Source organism: Stappia sp. TSB10P1A (assembly GCF_900185725.1).
In the GTDB taxonomy this organism is placed as follows: Bacteria; Pseudomonadota; Alphaproteobacteria; order Rhizobiales; family Stappiaceae; genus Stappia.
The window spans coordinates 82024-100414 of record NZ_FYAU01000016.1; the positions used below are offsets into that span (position 1 = coordinate 82024).

Genomic DNA, 18391 nt, shown 5'->3' on the forward strand with positions numbered 1-18391 from the left:
AGACGCGCCGACGGATGGCGCGATGCGCGAGGGAGGCTTTGCCATGACCCCGGCTCAGGCGGCTGAACGGCTGCCCCAGGCACTGGCGATGCAGGACTGGGAGACGGCCCGCAAGGCGCTCAAGCGCCTGGTGCGGGCGGATCCGGGCAATGCCTCGCTGCATTACAACCTGGGCCTCGTCCTGCGCCGGCTCGGCGATCCGGATGCCGCCGACGATGCCTTCGGCGCGGCGCTGAAGCTCTCTCCCGGCCATCTCAACGCCCTGTTCGAGCGAGCGGCGGCGGCGATGGATGCCGGCCGCCGGGAGGCGGCGGAGGCCGGCTTTTCCGCCTATCTGGAGAAGGCGCCGGACGATGCCGACGGCTGGCTGAACCTTGCCCGGCTGCGCCTGCGCCGCGACGCGGCCGGCGAGGCGGAAGCGGCCTTCGCCAAGGTCCTTGCCCTGCGCCCCGGCGACCGCGACGCGGAGATCGGCCTGGCGGAGGCGGGACTGCGCCAGGGACGGGCGGAGGCTGCGGCGAAACTCAGAACCCTCTTCGCCGAACTGCCGGCCGAGCGACCGCGCCTGCTCAAGGCGATGAGCCAGGGACCACGCGGCAAAATTCCGCTGTCGGGCCTTGCCCTGACGGGGAGGGCGCGCGACGTGGGAGCCGGCTGAGCCCCTCACCTGTCGCGCGGGGCGCGGAAACTCTTGCGATAGAGACCCGGATCATCCTGAAGCCCGTCCTGCACCTGCATGTGCCGGTCAAGCTCGCTCCGGTCCATGGCGCGGATGTCGAGGTCCAGCGCCTCCCGGCGGATCGGGAAGGCCTGGGCCACCGGCGTGCCGGCAGGCAGGCATCCGGAAAAGCCGGTATCGCGCCAGATCGCCGGGAAATGCACGAAGCCGTCCCGGTAGCGGTCGCAGTCGACAAGACCGGCAAGAGTGCGGAAAGGCAGGTCCTCGCGGTTGAGCGGATGGGTGAAGAGCAGGGAGACGCCCTCGGGCGCTTCGACCGTCCAGAAATTCGTGAACTTCACCACGAATTGCCCGTCCGGCAGACCGAAGGGCACGCCCGTGGCCTGTTCCGGCACATGCAGGCCGATGGGCGAGCGGGTCTGGCGCGCCCCTTCCGCGACGGGGGGCGACCAGTCCCATGAGATCTCGCCGTCAGCGACGTGGAGATCGGCGGCCAGGCGGAACATCACCCCCAGCGCCAGCGCATCGATCAGCGGCGGACAGTGCTTGAGGGTGCGGACCTGCGCCCCGCCGAGAAACTCGCTCGCGACCACGGACGGCACCGCCTTCAGCCAGTCGGGAAAGCCGGCGCGCGCCGGCACCGGCTCCGGCACATGGCCGACCAGTTCCGGCAGACAGCGGAACGAGAGCCTCATCGCCGCGCCGGACGGTTTCGGGCGGCGGCCTCCAGCGCGTCGAGACAGGCGGGCCAGCCTTCGGGTGACGCCATCGCCTCGCGATAGGCGATGCCGGCCTCGCCATGGCGCAGGAAGTCGCCATGGGTCAGTTCGATGCGGGTGCCCTCGGCCGCCTGGCGAAACTCGATCATCACGCGGCTGGCAGCGGCGGGATCCGCCACCGGCTCGCCGTCCGGCGAAATCTGCCAGGCGAGACGCAGATAGAGCGGCGGCTCGATCGACAGGACCGTGCCCCAGACCCGGCGCGGACCGCCGGGCGTCTGCTCGGTGCAGGCACCGCCCGCCATCGGCTCGATCGAAAGGTCGGCCGCCGGATCGCGGGAAAATGTGCGCTGCCAGGGCCACCACTCGCCGATGCGGTCGACAAGCAGATCGAAGGCCGCCTCGCGTGCCAGCGGCAGCGTGCGAACGAAGACGATGGAACCGTCCGTTTCGGACATGTCAGCTCCCGAATCAGTCGCCGGAACGAAGACCCTGAAGGTCGCAGCCGACCGGCCGGGCCGTCAACCGTTGCCGCCGCGACGCCTCGCCAGAACCCAGATGGTGGCCGATACGACGGTGATGACGACGAAGATCACGCCGATGACGTTGATCATCGGCGACAGGCCGAAGCGCATGCGCGCGCCGATCTCGGTGACGAGCGTCCAACTGGAACCGATCGCGAAGAAGGTGGTGTTGTAGTTCTCGATCGACTGCAGGAAGGAGATCAGCGCCGCCGTCAGCATCGTCGGCATGAGGAACGGCAGCGTGATGCGGCGGAAGACGAAGACCGAGGAGGCGCCGAGGTCGAGCGCCGCTTCCTCCAGCGCGCGGTCCTGCCGCTGCAGGCGCGCCATGAACATCAGCATGCAATAGGAGGCGATGAAGGCGGCCTGCGCGATGGCCGCAGTGAACAGCCCCGCCTCCATGCCGAAAGCATCGCGCCAGAAGATCATGGTGGTGGCGCCAAGCACGATGCCGGGGGTGAGGATCGGCGAGACCAGCACCGTGTAGAGCAGGGTCGAGGCCCGCGACTGCAGCCGCGTCAGGATCAGCGCGCCGGCAAGGCCGAGCGGAATCGAGATGACGATGACGCCGCCGGCGATCGCCAGCGAGTGCAGCAGTCCTTGCACGAACCGGGCGTCACGCGGCAGCGCCTGAAACCACTTCAGCGTGAAGCCCTGCCAGTCGGTGACGGAGGGGGTCGGGTTGGCGTTGAACGCGGCCGCGACCATGAACATCAGCGGCAGGAACATATAGGCGAAGAACAGCAGCAGGTAGCCGGAGAGCACCGCGTCGGACCAGTCCCGGATCCGGCGCCGGCGCGGGGCGGCACCCGCTGCGATCTGCTCTGCGGTGATGACCGTCATTTCGCGATATCCCTGATGCCGACGCGGAAGACGGCCATGTTGACGAGGATGAAGGCGATACAGGCGACGAGCAGGGCCAGCGAATAGGCCGCACCCTCGTTCCACGAGCCCGCCTCGAAGAAGCGGCGGTAGATCACCTGCGCGAACCAGTCCGGATGCAGGCCGCGACCGACGATCTCCGGCACGGCGATCGATCCGGCGGACAGCATGAAGGTCATGATCGCGCCGACGGCGATGCCGGGCTTGGCATGGGGCAGCACCACGCGCCAGTGGATGCGCCAGGTGGAACTGCCAAGATCCCGCGCCGCCTCGATCTGGTTCTTGTCCAGCGTTTCGATGGTGTTGTAGATCGGGAACACCATGAAGAGCACATAGGCATAGACCATCACGGTGAAGACGGCGCCGTTGGAGGCGACGAAGCGGATGCCCTCTCCCGCCTGCATGTCGATCAGGCCGAGGGCATCGAGAACGCCGTTGAGGATGCCCTGCTTCTCCAGGATCATCACCCAGGAGAAGATCCGCAGCAGTTCGTTGATCGCGTAAGGAATGATGAGGCCGAGCATCATCAGCGCCACCTTGTTGGCGCTTTTCGCCGTCGCGGCCGCATAGGCGACCGGATAGCACACGACGAAGGAGAGCAGCGTCACGCAGAGCGCGTAAAAGATCGTCGAGAGAAAGATGCGAAAGTGCAGCTCGCTCATATTGGTGAAGTTCTTGGCCGAATAGCTCTCGCTGATGCCAGCCGTCTTGGTCGTCTCGGCCTCGATCGCCTCCAGTTCGGCAATGCGCCCCTGCAGGCCGGCCTTCTCCTCCTCCAGCGCGACAATGCGGCCCTCGACCTCCTCAAGCGGCAGCGCAGCCTGTTGCGGCGGCGCGAAGGGGCTCGGGGCGACGCCTGGTGACGGCGCCGCGGGCGAGGGTAGCGAGGGAGACGGCGTCAGCGAGGGTGAGGGCGTCAGAGAGGGAGACGGGGTCAGGGATGGCGAGGGAACCAGCGACGGCGATGGCAGACCGCCTGCCGGAGCTCCGCCCGCCGCCTGTCCAGCCTCTTGTCCAGCCTGAAGCTGGGCCCGCAGATCGCGCAGATCCGTGTCGATGTCGAAGACGCGGGTATAGGCACGGTCGATCTCCAGCGACAGGGTCGCCGCATCGCCCGACCGGTCGACATAGGTGAAGGCGCGCTCGATCATGCGCGCCTGCGGCAGCACGATCAGCAGGGCGATCCAAACGGCGGTGAGCGCCAGGAAGATCCCGGTCAGGCCTTTGCCATAGCTCTTGACCAGACTATTCACGGGCGAGATCCCCCACCGGCATGACGATCGCGTCCGAGGGCCGGAAGGCAAGATCCGTCTCGCCGGATGCCAGCGAAGAGGCCGTGTCGCCCGAATTCGGCAGATGCACCGTCACCGGCGCGTCGCCGGCACGGCAATGCAGGTTGACGAAAGGCCCTTCCAGATCGCGGCGCTCGATGGTGGCGCGCAGTCGGTTGCGCGGCGCATCGTCGGTCCCGGTACCGCCAAGGCCCACCCGCTCGGGGCGCACGAAGATCATGACCTCGTCGCCGACACCGGCGCGCCCGCGCAGACGCGCCAGCATCTCGCCCTGCGGCGTGTCGACCCGGGCAATCTCGCCGTCGAGCCCGGAAAGCTTGCCACGGAAGACGTTCTGTTCCCCGACGAAGCTGGCGACGAAGGGCGTTCCCGGCTGATTGTAGATCTCGTCTGAGGAGGCGACCTGCTCGACCACGCCGCGGTTCATCACCGCCACCCGGTCGGACATGGTGAGCGCCTCGCCCTGGTCATGGGTGATGTAGATGAAGGTGACGCCGGTCTTGCGCTGCAGGTCCTTGAGCTCGCTGCGCATGTGCTGGCGCAGCTTGAGATCGAGAGCGGACAGCGGTTCGTCGAGCAGCAGCACCGCCGGCTCGACCGCCAGCGCACGGGCAATCGCGACGCGCTGGCGCTGGCCGCCGGACAGCTCCGTCGGCTTCTTCTCGCCCTGGCCGGTGAGCGCGACCATGGCCAGCAATTCCTCGGCCCGCTGGCGACGGACCTTCTTCGGCACGCCTCGCGCCTCCAGGCCGAAGGCGACGTTCTCCCACACGCTCATAAGGGGGAAGAGCGCAAGGTTCTGGAAGATCAGCGCGGTCGGCCGGGCGTTGGGGCGGATGCCGGCCATGCTCGTCCCGCCGATGCGCACGTCGCCGGCCGAAGGGTCGAGAAAGCCGGAGATCATCCGCAGGATCGTGGTCTTGCCGCAACCCGAGGGGCCGAGAATGGAGAAGAACTCCCCGGCATTGATCGTCAGGTCGGTCGGCTGAACGGCGGTAAAATCGCCGAAGCGCATCGATACCCCGTCAAGGACGACGTCTTGTCCGTGCATTTGCCCCTCATCTGGCACGCGATCCGGCAGCGTTCGGCCGGAAAGAAAAGCGGATCGCGGCACGCGCCGCGATCCGCCGGGTCCAAACGCCTCAGGCGTTGGTGATCTTGTCCACATACTCCTCACGCAGCGTGGCGAACCACGGCGTGTCGGCCTGCCACCACCACAGGTTGGCCAGGTTCTCGGCATTGTAGACGTCGGCGAACTGGGCCTTGTAGTTGTCGCCCGCGTAGTCGGCAGCGCCGGTCACGGCAGAGTTGTAGCCGGTGTTGCCTGCCAGAAGGCCGGCCATCTCCGGGTCCAGCATGGCGTTGAGGAAGGCGTAGGCCTGCTCCAGGTTCTCGGAGCCCGACGGAATGCCCATGGAGTCCATCCAGGTGATGCCGCCTTCCTTCGGCATGCGGTACTTCCACTTGGCGTCTTCCCGGTTCAGCAGGAGACCGGTGGTGTCCCAGGTCTGGCCGATGGTGGCGCCGGCCTGCTTGAAGGCGTTCGTCGCCTCGGTGGCATTGTTCCAGAACGCGGCGATGTTGGCCTTGCGCTCGATGATGAACTTGGCGCAGGCATCCCACACGCGGCGGGCCTCATCCTCGGTCTTGTAGACGTCGAGCATGCGGTCGGACTTCACCTCGCCGATCGCGTCGAGATAGAGGCCGACACCCATGATCACCGACTTCTGGCGGAAGGCGGCCTTGCCGGCGGCTTCCGGCGACCACATGGTGCCGTAGGACACGTCGTCGGCATTGAACTGGGTGCTGTCGAGGGTGATCGCCTCGGTGCCCCAGTTGAACGGCAGCAGCATGCGCTTGCCGCGATAGGTGCCGCCGAGCTGGACGCTGTCACGCAGCATGGACGGGATCAGCTTGTCGAGCTCGAGCTTGCTCTCGTCGAGCGGCTGCAGCAGGCCGTCCGGATAGTAGTTGTTGCCGTTGGTGATCGACGGGAAGATGACGTCGAAGCCCTTGCCGCCGGCGGCGCGCAGCTTCTGCTCCGCCTCGTCGTTGGAGCCATAGGTCGACAGGTTCACCTTGATGCCGGTGTCGCCCTGGAACTTGTCGATCATGTTCTGCTGGATGTAGTCGCCCCAGGCGAAGACGTTCACCTGGCCGGACGAGGCCAGCGCGTCGCCGGCCTTGAGGATGGCCGGGGCGGCAAGCAGGGTCGATGCGGCTGCGGAGCCCTTGAGCACCGAACGGCGGGAAATGGACATGTCGGACCTCTCCGTTACATTGGTCTTGCGAGCGGCGACGGATCGGCGGGTCTCCTCCCCGCATCGCTCGCTCGGCCATAGGTCAGTTTGACAACGTTAGTATGACACGGAAGGGTACGGCATCCGCCGGCTGGCCGGCGCGACAGGACCGGAACGGCCTCCCCTCGCGGCAATCTCCAGCAAGAGCGTCCCTCGCATGTAAGGCAGACGTTATTGGTGCGGATATGATCTTTCAACCGAAAGATTAGCCGGCTGTGGAGCAATGGCGAAGCAGCGGCCCACTTGCGGCTTGCCGGCCTTTTCGTATAGGCAAATCCGAAAGTCAGAAGCGGAGCCTGAAAAGCGATGGTTTCCCTGCGACACGACCGGAATTTCGATCCGCGACATGGCGAAATCGTCGAGATATCGTCGGCTGTGCGACGCGCGACCGCGCCCAATCGCGGTCCTTTCACCTGGCACGGAACGAATACCTACCTTATCGGGCGCGACGAGGTGGCAGTGCTCGATCCCGGCCCCGTCGACCCCACTCACGCGAGGCTGCTTCTCAACGCCGTCGGCAAGGACAGGCTCGCCGCCATCCTGGTGTCGCACACCCATGTCGACCATTCCCCCGGCGCAAGGCTGCTGCAGGAGATGACCGGGGCGCCGATCATCGGCTGCGGTCGGCACCGAGCAGCGCGCGCGCTCCAGCCGGGCGAGACCAATCCGCTCGACGCCAGCGCCGATGCCGACCACGTCCCCGACCGCGAATTGCGCGATGGCGACAGCCTCACCACTGACGGCCTGACCCTGACCGCGGTGGAAACGCCCGGCCATACGGCCAACCATCTCGCCTTTGCGCTCAACGACGGCAACGTGCTCTTCTCCGCCGATCACGTCATGGCGTGGTCGACCTCGATCGTCGCGCCGCCGGACGGCTCGATGAGCGCCTACATGGCCTCGCTGGCGCGGCTTTCGCAGCGGGACGACAGCGTCTATCTGCCGGGGCATGGCGGAGCCGTGACCGCTCCGGCAGAGTATATCGCGGGGCTCATCGCCCATCGGCAGGCGCGGGAGACGGCGATCCTCGACCGGCTCACCGCCGGCGACCGGACGATCCCGGAGATGGTGGCGAGGATCTATGCCGATGTCGACCGCGCGCTGCACGGGGCGGCGGCGCTGTCGGTGCTCGCCCAGGTCGAATGGCTGATCGAGCGCGGGCTGGTCGGCCTGGCGCCCGGCCAAAGTCCGACCTTGACGCTGGCAAGCCGCCTGGAACTCGCCTGACGAACATCCGAAACGGGTGCCACGCGCCATCTCCTTTGACGGGCAGCCGGGAACATGGCATGTGACGGCGAAACGCGGGCCGGCGCCCGCCCGACACCTTCCACCGGACGAGACCCCCCGCATGCGCATCAAGGCCGTATTGTTCGACCGCGACGGCACGTTGACCGACTTCGACAGGACCTGGGGCCCCGCGATCGCCCTGGTGCTGCAGGATCTGGCGCGCGGCGACGGGGCCCTGCTGGAAACGCTGGAAGACCTCGCCATGTTCGACGTGGCGCAGGCCCGCTTCACCGGTCCGTCGATCCTCAAGGTGCAGTCGCCGAAGGACTATTCCACCGGCTGGGCCGAGGTGATCGGCGAACCCGACCCCCAGGCGATGCTGGAGCGCATCGAGACGATCCTGCTGGAGCATTGCGACCGCACGGTCACCCCATTCGACAGCGTGGTGGAGACGCTGACCACGCTGAAGGCAAGCGGCCTGCCGCTCGGCATCGCCACCAACGGCACCGAAGCCTCGGCGCGCAAGCAGATGCAGGCGCTCGGCCTCGCGGGCGCCTTCGGCTTCCTCGCCGGCTACGACAGTGGTCACGGGTCGAAGCCCGAGCCCGGCCAATTGCTCGCCTTCGCCCGCCACACGGGCCTTGAGCCGGGGGAGATCGCCATGGTCGGCGACAGTCTGCACGACATGCATGCGGCGAAGGCGGCCGGCATGATGCGCATCGCCGTGACCACTGGTGCAATCCCGCGCGAGCGGCTGGTGGACGAGGCGGATCTCGTGATCGAACGCATGTCGGACCTGCTGCCCGTGGCGCTAGGCAGGGCGGCCTGACCATGGGCACCGTGCGCGCTGTGCTGTTCGACAAGGACGGCACGCTGATCGACTTCCAGAACACCTGGGCGCCGACCTTCCACACCTTGATGAGCGAGCTTGCGGCCGGCGACAGGCTGACAGCGGAGCGGCTGGCCGCGGCCGCCGGCTTCGACCTTGCCAGCGTGCGCTTCGCCCCGGACTCGGTGCTGGTCGCCGGCTCCAATGACGACATCGTCGATGCCTTCGCCGAGATCCTCGGCCTTGCCGATCCGCAGGCGCTGGCAGAGGATATCAACGCCCGCATCGGGGCGATGAGCCTGCCGCATCTCGCACCGTTCGACGACCTTGTCCCCGCGCTCGACCGGCTGGCCGGGCATGGGCTGATGCTCGGCATCGCCACCAACGACGCGGAAGCCTCGGCGCTGGCGCAACTCGACGCGCTCGGCCTGACGCAGCGCTTTGCCGCGGTGATCGGCTTCGACAGCGGCCACGGGGCAAAGCCCTCGCCGGGCATGGTCTCCGGCTTCTGTGCGGCGCTCGGCCTTGCGCCGCAGGAGGTGGTGATGGTGGGAGACAGCCTGCACGACATGCATGCCGGCCAGGCCGCAGGAACGCGCACGCTCGCCGTGACCACCGGTGTCGTCGGCGCGGATGTGCTGGCGCCGCATGCCGACCATGTCGCCGCCTCGCTGAGCGAGGCGATCGACTGGATCGAGACGCTCCTCGCCCGAACCTGACCGGCCCCTGCCACGGGTCGGTGCGACGGCCCTTGCGGCCGCCGCTGCCAAGCCCACGGCACGCCCGGCGGCGCAAGGAGGTTCGCATTCGCCGACGGTCGTGGTAAGCGGTTGGAACGAAACGCGGTCTCAGTCACAGGGAAGTTTCCGCCCGCCGCATGCGCAAGATCCTGCCCCTCTCCCGGTCGCGCCTCGCGGCGGCAAGCCTCCAGTTCGGGCGGCTGGCCCTGCCTGTTCTGGTGATCTCGGCGCTGATCCACCGGGCGGATATCGTCACGACGCCGCAATTCCTGGTTCTTCTGACCCTCGGCCTGCTGCTGGCCGCCGCCGCCTGCGGAACAGCGCTGATCGCGGGGCTCGTCCTGTGGCGGCGCGGCGGCACCGGCTGGGCGCTGGCGGTGCGCGGCTTTTTCTACGGTGTCGTGGCGCTGACGCCTGCCCTCTTCGCGCTCTACGCCTTCGCGATCTATCCGCAACTCGCCGATGTCAGCACCGACACGGAAAACCCGCCGCAGATTGCCAGCGGCCTCCCCTTCACCGGGGCTTCGAGACAAGCGGAGAGCTATCCCGACCTGGTGTCGCGACGTTTCCGCATCGCCCCGCCGGAGCTGCACAGGGCGGCCCTGCAGGTCGCGGCGCGCAACCGCTGGACGATCACCGCCGAGTTGCCGCCCGGCATGCCCGACGAGCCGACACGCTTCCAGGCCGTAGCGACAACGCTTGTCTTCGCCTTTCGCGACGACATCGCCGTGCGCATCCTGCCGGATCCGGTCGGCGCAAGGCTCGACATCCGCTCCGCCTCGCGCTTCGGCCGGCATGATTTCGGTGCCAATGCCAACCGGGTTCGCGGCTTCTTCGAGGACCTCGACGCCGTCCTGGTCGCAGCCTATGGCATCCTCGACCCGGTCGAAGAGGACGAGGACCTGCCGGCCGACCTGCCCTTGCTGGATGCTGACGCACCGGAGCGCGAAGACGGGCAGACGCCTCTGCCCGGCGCCAAGCCCGATCCCGAGGCTTCCGGCGCACAGAGTTCGGCGACGACCCCGGCACCTCTGCCGCTGGAGCCACTGCCCGACGATCTTTCGGAAATCTATGAAGAGGACGTCCCGGGCGGAACGCCGGCGAGGTGACGCCTTTCCGGCTTCGTCACCCTCTTGATTCCGCTTCGCGTTTCCCGATCCGGCAAGGGGCCGGCACCGCTCTGCGGAAGGTTCGTCCCCTTTCTCGGAATCGCAAAAGGTTACAAGGTGTTAAGAAGAGTGACTGGCGCCACCATGTTTCCTTGCGTCATCCTTAGTTTTGACCAAATCGGAGACGATTTGTGCGCATCGCCGACAGGATGTTCCCCGGCGCAACCAACGACCCGGACCCAGACATGACTTCCAAGTCCCCCCAAGCCGCCGCTCCCGCTCCGCGACCGAGCCTTGCCTCTCTGTACAAGCCGGTCGGCATCGGTGCCGTGACCGCGGCTAACATCTGCAAGACCGGGATGGTCAAGGCGTCGCAGCCCAAGGCCAAGTGACGCCGAGCGCCGCAGGCACGGAGCAGGAAACGGCGCCGGCACGGCGCCTCCTGCACCGCGTTGCGGAAAATCCGTCAAGAAAACGCTATAGGGTTCCCGAATCGCACGCGATTTCATCGGGAGCCTTTTTTGCATGATCACCGCCTATACGCTCGATGCCGGCGCCATCGTCGAGATTCGCTGCTCGGCCGAGACCCGAATTCCCGATCTGGCCCTGTGGGTCGACCTTGCGTCTCCCACACCCGAGGAGCGGGCGATGGCGGAGCTCTGGATCGGAACTGAAATTCCCACCCGCGAGGAGATGGCCGCGATCGAAACATCCGAGCGGCTGTACGAGGTGCAGAACACGCTGGTGATGACGGCGGTGATGCCCTTGGTCGTCCGCGAGCCCGATTTGAAATCGGCAGCGATGACCCTGGTGGTGACGAAGGAGCGGCTGGTCTCGCTCCGCCACGGCGAACCGACCTCCGTCGCCGCCGCCGTCCGGCGGATCCAGCATGACGGCGTTCCGATCCGCACCGCGAGCGATATTCTCTTCGTCCTGCTGGACGCCATTGCCGACCGGGCCGCCGATGTGGTGGAAGAATGCTCCAGCGCGTTCGATACTGTTGCCAGTGATGTGTTCGGCCGCGGAATCGACAGCCGCAAGAGCGCGCAGTACAAGGCCACCATCCAGAAGATCGGCCAGATCGGCCTGAAGATCGCCCGCATGCACGATGCCTGCGCCAGTCTGGAACGGCTGTTCCTGTTTCTCTCGCTGCATGCCAAGACCCTGGGCCTGAACGGACAGCAGAAGTCCGCCGCCAAGACGCTGGGCCGCGATATCCGCTCGATCCGCGAACATGCGACCGGCCTCGATGCCCGGCTCAACTTCCTGCTCGACGCGACGGTCGGTCTCGTGAACCTCGAGCAGAACCAGATCATCAAGATCTTCTCGGTGCTCGCCGTCGTGTTCCTGCCGCCGACACTGATCGCCTCGATCTACGGCATGAACTTCGAGTTCATGCCGGAACTCAATTGGGCGTATGGCTATCTGTTCTCGATCGGCATCATGTTCATGTCGGTCGCCATCACTTTCCTTTATTTCAGATGGAAGAAGCTGCTTTGAGCCTGCCCGCGTCTGCCCTAGTTTGCCTGACCATGCCGCAGTCAGGACCAGAACCCACCCGATGACGAGCCTCGCCGCAAAACTCGCCGGGGCCCTGCGCCGCGGCCGCCGCCGGCCGCCGGCGGCGCGTCGGCCGCAGCGCACCGGAACGTGGTCGCAAGAGGCCGTGCTGCAGCGGATCGCTCCCCTGCCGCTACGGGACCGGTTCCTTGCCGAGTTCGATCCCGACTACTACCGCGCGCTCTATCCGGACCTTGTGGAACTCGAGAACGAGGCGCTCGCCGCCCATTACCGCGACAGCGGCCGGATGGAGGGGCGGGTCGCCTCGCCGCTCGCCGCGCGCGGCTATTTCGTCGATGCCTTGCAGGGCAACGAACGCTCGCTGGAACTCGGTGCCTTCCACCGGCCACTGATGCGGGGCGCCCATACCAAGCATTTCGACGTCCTGCCGAGAGCGCAACTTGTCGAGCGGGCCAAGGCCATTGGCGAGAACCCCGACGGGATTCCCAATATCGATTTCGTGTCGCCGTCCGGCGACCTTGCGGTGGTGGACGAGCAGTTCGACATGGTCGTCTCCTCGCATGTGATCGAGCATCAGCCCAACCTGGTCGCGCATCTTGCCCATGTCGAGCGGATCCTCGACGCGGGCGGCGTCTACGCGATGATCATCCCGGATTGCCGCTTCTGCTTCGATCATTTCATCCCGCCCTCCACCCTCGGTCAGGTGATCGAGGCGCATCGCCAGAACCCGAAAGTGCACACCCTGCGCAGCGTCATCGAGATGCGGGCGCTGACCACCCACAACGATGCCGCTCGCCACTGGAAGGGCGATCATGGCACGCTGGAGCACACGGTGGCGCGCACGCGCAACGCCATCCAGGAATGGGAGCAGAGCAAGGGCGCCTATATCGACGTGCATGCCTGGCGCTTCACGCCCGAAAGTTTCACACAGATCATCACCACCCTGAACGGGCTGGGTCTGATCGGCCTCGTTCCCTACCGGGTCTACCCAACCCCCTATCTGGTCAGCGAATTCTGCGCCGTGCTCGGCAAGGCGACATGACGATTCGCTCCGACTGTGCTCCGCACCTCATCGCCAAGCCCCTGCCCTAAAAGTGGAAACGGGATCGCTGGAGGATCCGGCTTACCATTTGTTAATCGCTTTCTTTCATCCTGTTGCAAAGGCGCAACAACCTCGCCACGCGAGACCGCGCATCGAGCTTCGGGACGGTAACGCCATGACATCCATACGGGTCACCGCGACATCCGCCGAAAAGGATGGAGCAGCCGCCAACCGCTATCGGGCGGGCGCGCTGGCATTCGCCCTGGTTCTGCCGCTCGTGGCTGCCGGTTGCGGCAGCATTTCCATGCCGATCGGCAGCGCCGATCCGGAAGTGCCGCTGGATCTGACCGGATCCATCGATTCGCAGCAGAATGCTGCGGATGTCGACATCAGTTCGCAGGACCGTGCGATCATCGCCCGCGCCATTGCCACCGCTCATGAAAGCGGCAAAGCGGATCCGCCCTTCTCCTGGAACAATCCGATCAGCGGCAATTCGGGCACCATCGTCGCGATCAAGGACGACACCCAGCCCGGCGGCACCGGCTGCACCCGCTTCGAGACGACCGCCAACACCATCGGCGGCGTGCGCGCCTATCTCGGCACCGCCTGCCGCGATGTCATGCAGGACTGGGCGATCATCGAACTGGCCGTGAAGAACCCGAAGCCGGAGACGGCAGGCTGACGTCACGGCCGGGGCTGATATCCGCCTGCAAAGGCGGCCACGGTGGGCGAGGCTCGCCACTGGATTTTATTCCTATCAACAACCATATGGTTCCCGAGCAAGGCGCGGGTGTATACCCGTTGCACCACACACCATCGCGGTCTGAACCATGCGTGATCCCTATTCCGTTCTCGGCGTCGCAAAATCGGCGAGCGAGGCCGACATCAAGCGGGCTTTCCGGAAGCTTGCGAAAAAGTATCACCCGGACCAGAACGCCGACGATCCGAAGGCGAAGGAACACTTTGCCGAGGCGAACCAGGCCTATGAGATCCTGGGCGACAAGGAGAAGCGGGGCCAGTTCGATCGGGGCGAGATCGACGCCGAAGGCAAGCCGCGCTTTCAGGCGCATGGGTTCGGCGGCGGCTTCGACGAGTCCGACCTGTTTCGCCAGACACGCGGCCAGTCTTCGGGCTTTGGACGGGGCGGCGGCTTCGACGACATCCTGAACGACATTCTCGGCGGCCTCGGCGGACGCGCCCGTGGCGGCGCGGGGTTTGCCGGTGACGGCGGCTTTGCCGGCGCAGGCCCCGGACCGGGCGGCCAGGCCGGGCCCCGTCCGCGGCCGACCCGGCGCGGCAGCGATGCCAACGTCACCGCACGGGTGACGCTGGAGCAGCTCGTCCATGATCGCAAGGTGCGCGTCGCCCTGCCCTCCGGCAAGACGCTGGACGTGAAGCTGCCCGACGGCACGGTGGACGGCGAGAAGATCCGCCTGCGCGGCCAGGGCGAGCCGGGGGAAAACGGCGGTCCGGCCGGCGATGCCATCATCGAGGTGCGCCTTGCCCGGCATCCGATCTTCACCCCCTCCGGCGACGACCTGCGGCTCGACCTGCCGATCACCCTCTATGAGGCGGTGCTGGGTGCAAAGGTGCGCGTGCCGACCCTTGATGGCGCGGTCAACCTGACCGTCGCGCCTAACGCCCAGGCCGGCAAGACCATGCGGCTCAAGGGCAAGGGCCTGCCGAACCGCACCGGAGGCCGGGGCGATTTGCTGGTGACCCTGCGCATCGTGCTCCCCGAGGAGGGCGACGAAGAACTGACGACCCTGATGCGGGCCTGGAAGGAACTGCGGCCCTACCGCGCCCGCGGGCCTGAATTCGACTGAGCCCGGCATGGGCGAGGAGCACGGCAGGAAACGACGCCCACCGCGCAAGGACGACAATCCCGTCCTGCGATGGGTTCTTTTCGCGCTTTGCGCCAGCGCAGTCCTAGGCGGGCTCCTCTGGAAGGCGATGGGCTGGTAGCCCATCGCGTCCTCTTCCTCAGTCCCGCAGCGGCGCGAGGGAGGCCGGCGGAAGGCTGTCCTCCGGCACGAAGAAATCGGGCATCAGGGCGCAGGACGGATCGACCCGATACCTGTCGAAATCGGTGATGCCGCGCGATGCCAGGAAGCTGTCGTCGATGAGGAAGTTGCCGGTGAAATCCTTGGCGGGACTGGTGAAAATTTCCCAGGCGGCATCTGCCAGGATCTCGGGCGTGCGGCTCGAGCGCATCATCTCGTCGCCGCCGATCAGGTTGCGCACCGCCGCGGTGGCAATGGTGGTGCGCGGCCACAGTGCGTTGACCGCAATTCCCTTGTCTCGCAGTTCTCCGGCCAGGCCGAGCACTGCAAGGCTCATTCCATATTTGGCGATGGCGTAGGGAGTGAACGGCGCAAACCACTTCTCCTGCATGTCGAGGGGCGGCGACAGCATCAGGATATGCGGATTGTCGCTGTTCTCCAGCCAGGGCAGCGCGTGTTTCGCACAGACCAGGGTGCCGCGTGTGTTGATCTGATGCATCAGATCGAAGCGCTTCATGTCGGTCTGCGACAAGGGCGTCAACTGGATGGCGCTGGCATTGTTGACGAGGATGTCTATGCCGCCGAAGGTCTGCGCCCCCTGCGCCAGCGCATCGGCCACCGCCGCCTCGTCGCGCACATCGACGACAAGCGGCAGCGCCCGGCCGCCGGCTGCCTCGATCTCCTCCGCCGCGCTGTAGATGGTGCCCTCCAGCTTCGCATGCGGCGCGGCGGTCTTGGCGGCAACGATCACATTGGCGCCGTCGCGCGCGGCGCGCAGGGCGATCGCCTTGCCGATGCCCCGTGACGCACCGGTGATGAAAAGCGTTCGGTTCTTGAGCGACATGCGTTCCTCCCAACAGCGGTCGCGACCTCAGTCGCTCCCGCGCGACCTATCCATGAATGCGGTGAAGGCGGCGCGCGCCTCCTTCGAGGCCAGGCACTCCGCAAACAGGCGGATTTCTTCCTCCATGCGGGCCCGCAAGTCCGCACGCTCACCCCACAGCAGGGCGCGGGACAGGCGCATCGCCTCGGCCGGCTTGGCGGCGATCGCCCTGGCGGCGGCAAGCGCGCGCGCCTCGACCTCCTCCTCCGCCACAACGTGATTGATGAAGCCGGCGGACAGTGCCGCCGCCGCATCGAAAGGCTCGCCCAGGCACAACAGTTCGAAGGCCCGGGCATGGCCCATGACGCGCGGGGCGAGCAGGCTGGCGCCGGCCTCGGGCACGAGGCCAAGATCCAGGAACGGCGTGCGGAACAGCGCCCGCTCGCTGGCGAAGACCATGTCGCAGTGGAACAGCATCGTCGTGCCGACGCCGATCGCGAGACCGTCGACGGCAGCGACAATCGGGATCTCGCAGGCCGCAAGCGCGCGCAGGAACCGCACCACCGGCGCGTCCTGGATGCCCACAGTGCCGGCCATGGCAAGGAAGTCGGCGATGTCGTTGCCGGCGGTGAAGGCTCCCGGCACGCCGCACAGGAGATGCGCCCGGATGTCCGCGTCCCGCTGTTCCAGCGCCTCGGCAAGAGCCGAGTACATCTCGCCGGTGAGGGCGTTCTTCTTGTCCGGCCGGTTCATCCGGATGCGCTGGACGGCCCCGTCCCGCTCGATCTCGATCATCGCGTCCTCCCCAATACCGCCTCAGGCCAGCGGATCGTAATCCAGCACCGCCGAGGCGACGGAGACCACCTGCTCCTTCAGCGCGGCCGTCTCGGCGAGACGCGCGGAGGCGAAATAGCGGGCCAGCAGCAGCCGGCGCGCGGCCTCCGGCGCGGCATCGCCGCTGCTCGCGAGCGCGCCCTTCAGCAGCATGGCGCCGCCATAGGCAAGGCCGAACAGCCGCAGGAACGGCGTGGCGCCGGCGAGCGCTTCCTGTTGCCGACCGCCCGCAAGCGCGGTCAGCATCCAATCCGTGGCGCCGGAGAGATTGGCCAGGGCGCTCTCAAGCCGCGCCGCGATATCGGCAAAGTCCGGGCCGGCCCCGCTTGCCTTCGCCGCGATGGCAGAGAGTTCCTCGACCAGGCCGCGAAACTGCGCCCCGCCTGACAGGGGCAGCTTGCGTGTGACCAGATCGATGGCCTGGATGCCGTTGGTGCCCTCGTAGATCGGCGCGATACGCGCATCGCGATAGTGCTGCGCTGCTCCGGTCTCCTCGATGAAGCCCATGCCGCCATGCACCTGCACGCCGAGCGAGGCGACCTCGACGCCGATATCGGTGGCGAAGGACTTGGCAAGCGGGGTCAGGGTTGCCGCGCGCTCGCTCCAGTGGGTGCGCGCCGCGTCGTCCCCCGCCAGTCGCGCCATGTCGATGGCATGGGCATTGGCGTAACAGATCGCCCGGGCGACCTGCGTCCAGGCCTGCATGTCGAGCAGCGTGCGGCGGATGTCGGGATGTGCGGCAATCGGGCTCATGCCCTCACCGCTCTGACCCGGCACCCGGCCCTGCCGCCGCTCCAGCGCATAGGCCAGCGCCTGCTGGGTGGCCCGCTCGGCGATGCCCAGCCCCTGGATGCCGACCGCAAGGCGGGCGTTGTTCATCATCGTGAACATGCAGGCAAGGCCGCGATTTTCCTCGCCGATCAGCCAGCCGATGGCGCCGCCCTCGTCGCCATAGATCATGGTGCAGGTCGGCGAGGCGTGGATGCCGAGCTTGTGCTCGATGCCGGCACAGCGAACATCGTTGCGCGCGCCCAGCGATCCGTCCGGGTTGACCAGGAACTTCGGCACCAGGAACAGCGAGATGCCGCGCGTGCCGGCCGGTGCGTCCGGCAGGCGGGCCAGCACCAGATGGACGATGTTGTCGGTGAAATCGTGCTCGCCATAGGTGATGAAGATCTTCTGCCCGAAGATGCGGTAGGTGCCGTCGCCGGCGCGTTCGGCCCGGGCGCGCAGGGCGTTGAGATCGGACCCGGCCTGCGGCTCGGTCAGGTTCATCGTGCCCATCCACTCGCCGGAGACGAGCTTGGCGAGATACGTCTCCTGCAGGTCCTTGCTTGCGTGCTTTTCAAGCGCCTCGACCGCCCCCGTGGTCAGGGTCGGGCCAAGGGCGAAGGCCATGGAGGCGGAGTTCCACATCTCCAGCGCCGCAGCGTGCAGCATCGCCGGCAGATCCTGCCCGCCGAACTCCGGCGCGCCGGTCAGTGCGTTCCAGCCGCCCTCGATCCAGGCCCGGTAAACCGCGCGCCACCCGTCAGGCATGGTCACGGTCCCGTTCTCCAGACGCGCGCCCTGCCGGTCCCCAACGCTGTTGAGCGGGGCTATTTCCTCGGCGGCGAAACGACCGGCCTCCTGCAGGATTGCGTCCACCAGGTCATCGGTGACCTCGCTATGCCGCGAATGGGCAAGGACCTCACCCAGTCCCGCCACCTGCTTCAGCGTGAAGGCGATCTCCGATACGGGGGCACGGTACATGTCTCACTCCCTTGACAGGCCGGTGCTTGACGAACGGCGACAGAGGCCGCAGAACCGCCCGGCATCATTTCGGGCGCGAGGATGGCTGCGGCTGACGTAAACGTCAACATGTGAC

General features: G+C 67.0%; 19 protein-coding genes. 10 read left to right on the forward strand and 9 right to left on the reverse strand.

Going from position 1 to position 18391, the window contains the following annotated elements; genetic code table 11:
• The first annotated feature begins 43 nt into the window (after positions 1 to 43).
• The gene (locus tag TSB10P1A_RS05305) at positions 44 to 658 is read left to right on the forward strand and encodes a tetratricopeptide repeat protein (RefSeq protein ID WP_186386866.1); all 615 of its coding nucleotides are present in this window, start codon (positions 44 to 46) and stop codon (positions 656 to 658) included.
• Positions 659 to 663: 5 nt separating this feature from the next.
• On the opposite strand, the gene TSB10P1A_RS05310 is transcribed toward TSB10P1A_RS05305, so the two are convergent.
• The 6 genes from TSB10P1A_RS05310 to TSB10P1A_RS05335 form a co-directional block, all read right to left on the reverse strand.
• Entirely contained in the window at positions 664 to 1374 is a 711-nt protein-coding gene (locus tag TSB10P1A_RS05310) for a hypothetical protein (protein WP_186386867.1), read from the reverse strand.
• On the reverse strand, positions 1371 to 1856 hold the full coding sequence (locus tag TSB10P1A_RS05315) for an SRPBCC family protein (protein WP_186386868.1): 486 nt from the start codon (positions 1854 to 1856) through the stop codon (positions 1371 to 1373). Before TSB10P1A_RS05315 ends, TSB10P1A_RS05310 begins: the two co-directional genes overlap by 4 nt.
• A 63-nt stretch (positions 1857 to 1919) precedes the next feature.
• A complete protein-coding gene (locus tag TSB10P1A_RS05320) occupies positions 1920 to 2765 on the reverse strand; it encodes an ABC transporter permease (protein WP_186386869.1) in 846 nt (281 codons plus the stop codon).
• Positions 2762 to 4057: an ABC transporter permease gene (locus TSB10P1A_RS23670; protein WP_186386870.1), complete on the reverse strand. Its 1296-nt coding sequence runs from the start codon at positions 4055 to 4057 to the stop codon at positions 2762 to 2764. Before TSB10P1A_RS23670 ends, TSB10P1A_RS05320 begins: the two co-directional genes overlap by 4 nt.
• Positions 4050 to 5147, reverse strand: a complete 1098-nt coding sequence (locus TSB10P1A_RS05330) for an ABC transporter ATP-binding protein (protein WP_186386871.1) — start codon at positions 5145 to 5147, stop codon at positions 4050 to 4052. Before TSB10P1A_RS05330 ends, TSB10P1A_RS23670 begins: the two co-directional genes overlap by 8 nt.
• A gap of 91 nt (positions 5148 to 5238) precedes the next feature.
• Positions 5239 to 6357: an extracellular solute-binding protein gene (locus tag TSB10P1A_RS05335; protein WP_186386872.1), complete on the reverse strand. Its 1119-nt coding sequence runs from the start codon at positions 6355 to 6357 to the stop codon at positions 5239 to 5241.
• Positions 6358 to 6702: 345 nt separating this feature from the next.
• On the opposite strand from TSB10P1A_RS05335, the gene TSB10P1A_RS05340 reads away from it, so the two are divergent.
• The 9 genes from TSB10P1A_RS05340 (at position 6703) to TSB10P1A_RS05380 (ending at position 14690) form a co-directional block, all read left to right on the forward strand.
• Entirely contained in the window at positions 6703 to 7623 is a 921-nt protein-coding gene (locus TSB10P1A_RS05340; protein WP_186386873.1) for an MBL fold metallo-hydrolase, read from the forward strand.
• Positions 7624 to 7744: 121 nt separating this feature from the next.
• Positions 7745 to 8452, forward strand: coding sequence for an HAD family hydrolase (locus tag TSB10P1A_RS05345; RefSeq protein ID WP_186386874.1), 708 nt, complete (start codon positions 7745 to 7747; stop codon positions 8450 to 8452).
• Between the two features lie 2 nt (positions 8453 to 8454).
• Positions 8455 to 9171: an HAD family hydrolase gene (locus TSB10P1A_RS05350; protein ID WP_186386875.1), complete on the forward strand. Its 717-nt coding sequence runs from the start codon at positions 8455 to 8457 to the stop codon at positions 9169 to 9171.
• Positions 9172 to 9329: 158 nt separating this feature from the next.
• Complete coding sequence (locus tag TSB10P1A_RS05355; protein ID WP_186386876.1) at positions 9330 to 10301, forward strand: DUF1499 domain-containing protein; 972 nt, start codon at positions 9330 to 9332, stop codon at positions 10299 to 10301.
• Between the two features lie 191 nt (positions 10302 to 10492).
• Positions 10493 to 10693, forward strand: coding sequence for a hypothetical protein (locus TSB10P1A_RS05360; RefSeq protein WP_186386877.1), 201 nt, complete (start codon positions 10493 to 10495; stop codon positions 10691 to 10693).
• Positions 10694 to 10826: 133 nt separating this feature from the next.
• Positions 10827 to 11801 carry a magnesium transporter CorA family protein gene (locus TSB10P1A_RS05365; protein ID WP_186386878.1) on the forward strand — a complete coding sequence of 325 codons (975 nt, stop codon included), beginning with the start codon at positions 10827 to 10829 and terminating at the stop codon, positions 11799 to 11801.
• Positions 11802 to 11862: 61 nt separating this feature from the next.
• On the forward strand, positions 11863 to 12864 hold the full coding sequence (locus tag TSB10P1A_RS05370) for a bifunctional 2-polyprenyl-6-hydroxyphenol methylase/3-demethylubiquinol 3-O-methyltransferase UbiG (RefSeq protein WP_244292996.1): 1002 nt from the start codon (positions 11863 to 11865) through the stop codon (positions 12862 to 12864).
• A 175-nt stretch (positions 12865 to 13039) separates the two neighbouring features.
• Complete coding sequence (locus TSB10P1A_RS05375; RefSeq protein WP_208984478.1) at positions 13040 to 13546, forward strand: RT0821/Lpp0805 family surface protein; 507 nt, start codon at positions 13040 to 13042, stop codon at positions 13544 to 13546.
• A gap of 148 nt (positions 13547 to 13694) precedes the next feature.
• Entirely contained in the window at positions 13695 to 14690 is a 996-nt protein-coding gene (locus TSB10P1A_RS05380; protein ID WP_186386879.1) for a DnaJ C-terminal domain-containing protein, read from the forward strand.
• A gap of 157 nt (positions 14691 to 14847) precedes the next feature.
• On the opposite strand, the gene TSB10P1A_RS05385 is transcribed toward TSB10P1A_RS05380, so the two are convergent.
• The 3 genes from TSB10P1A_RS05385 to TSB10P1A_RS05395 are packed head-to-tail and all read right to left on the reverse strand — an operon-like array spanning position 14848 to position 18276.
• Entirely contained in the window at positions 14848 to 15711 is an 864-nt protein-coding gene (locus TSB10P1A_RS05385; RefSeq protein WP_186386880.1) for an NAD(P)-dependent oxidoreductase, read from the reverse strand.
• Between the two features lie 27 nt (positions 15712 to 15738).
• Positions 15739 to 16485, reverse strand: a complete 747-nt coding sequence (locus TSB10P1A_RS05390; RefSeq protein ID WP_186386881.1) for a crotonase/enoyl-CoA hydratase family protein — start codon at positions 16483 to 16485, stop codon at positions 15739 to 15741.
• A 21-nt stretch (positions 16486 to 16506) separates the two neighbouring features.
• A complete protein-coding gene (locus TSB10P1A_RS05395; protein ID WP_186386882.1) occupies positions 16507 to 18276 on the reverse strand; it encodes an acyl-CoA dehydrogenase in 1770 nt (589 codons plus the stop codon).
• Positions 18277 to 18391 lie beyond the last annotated feature (115 nt).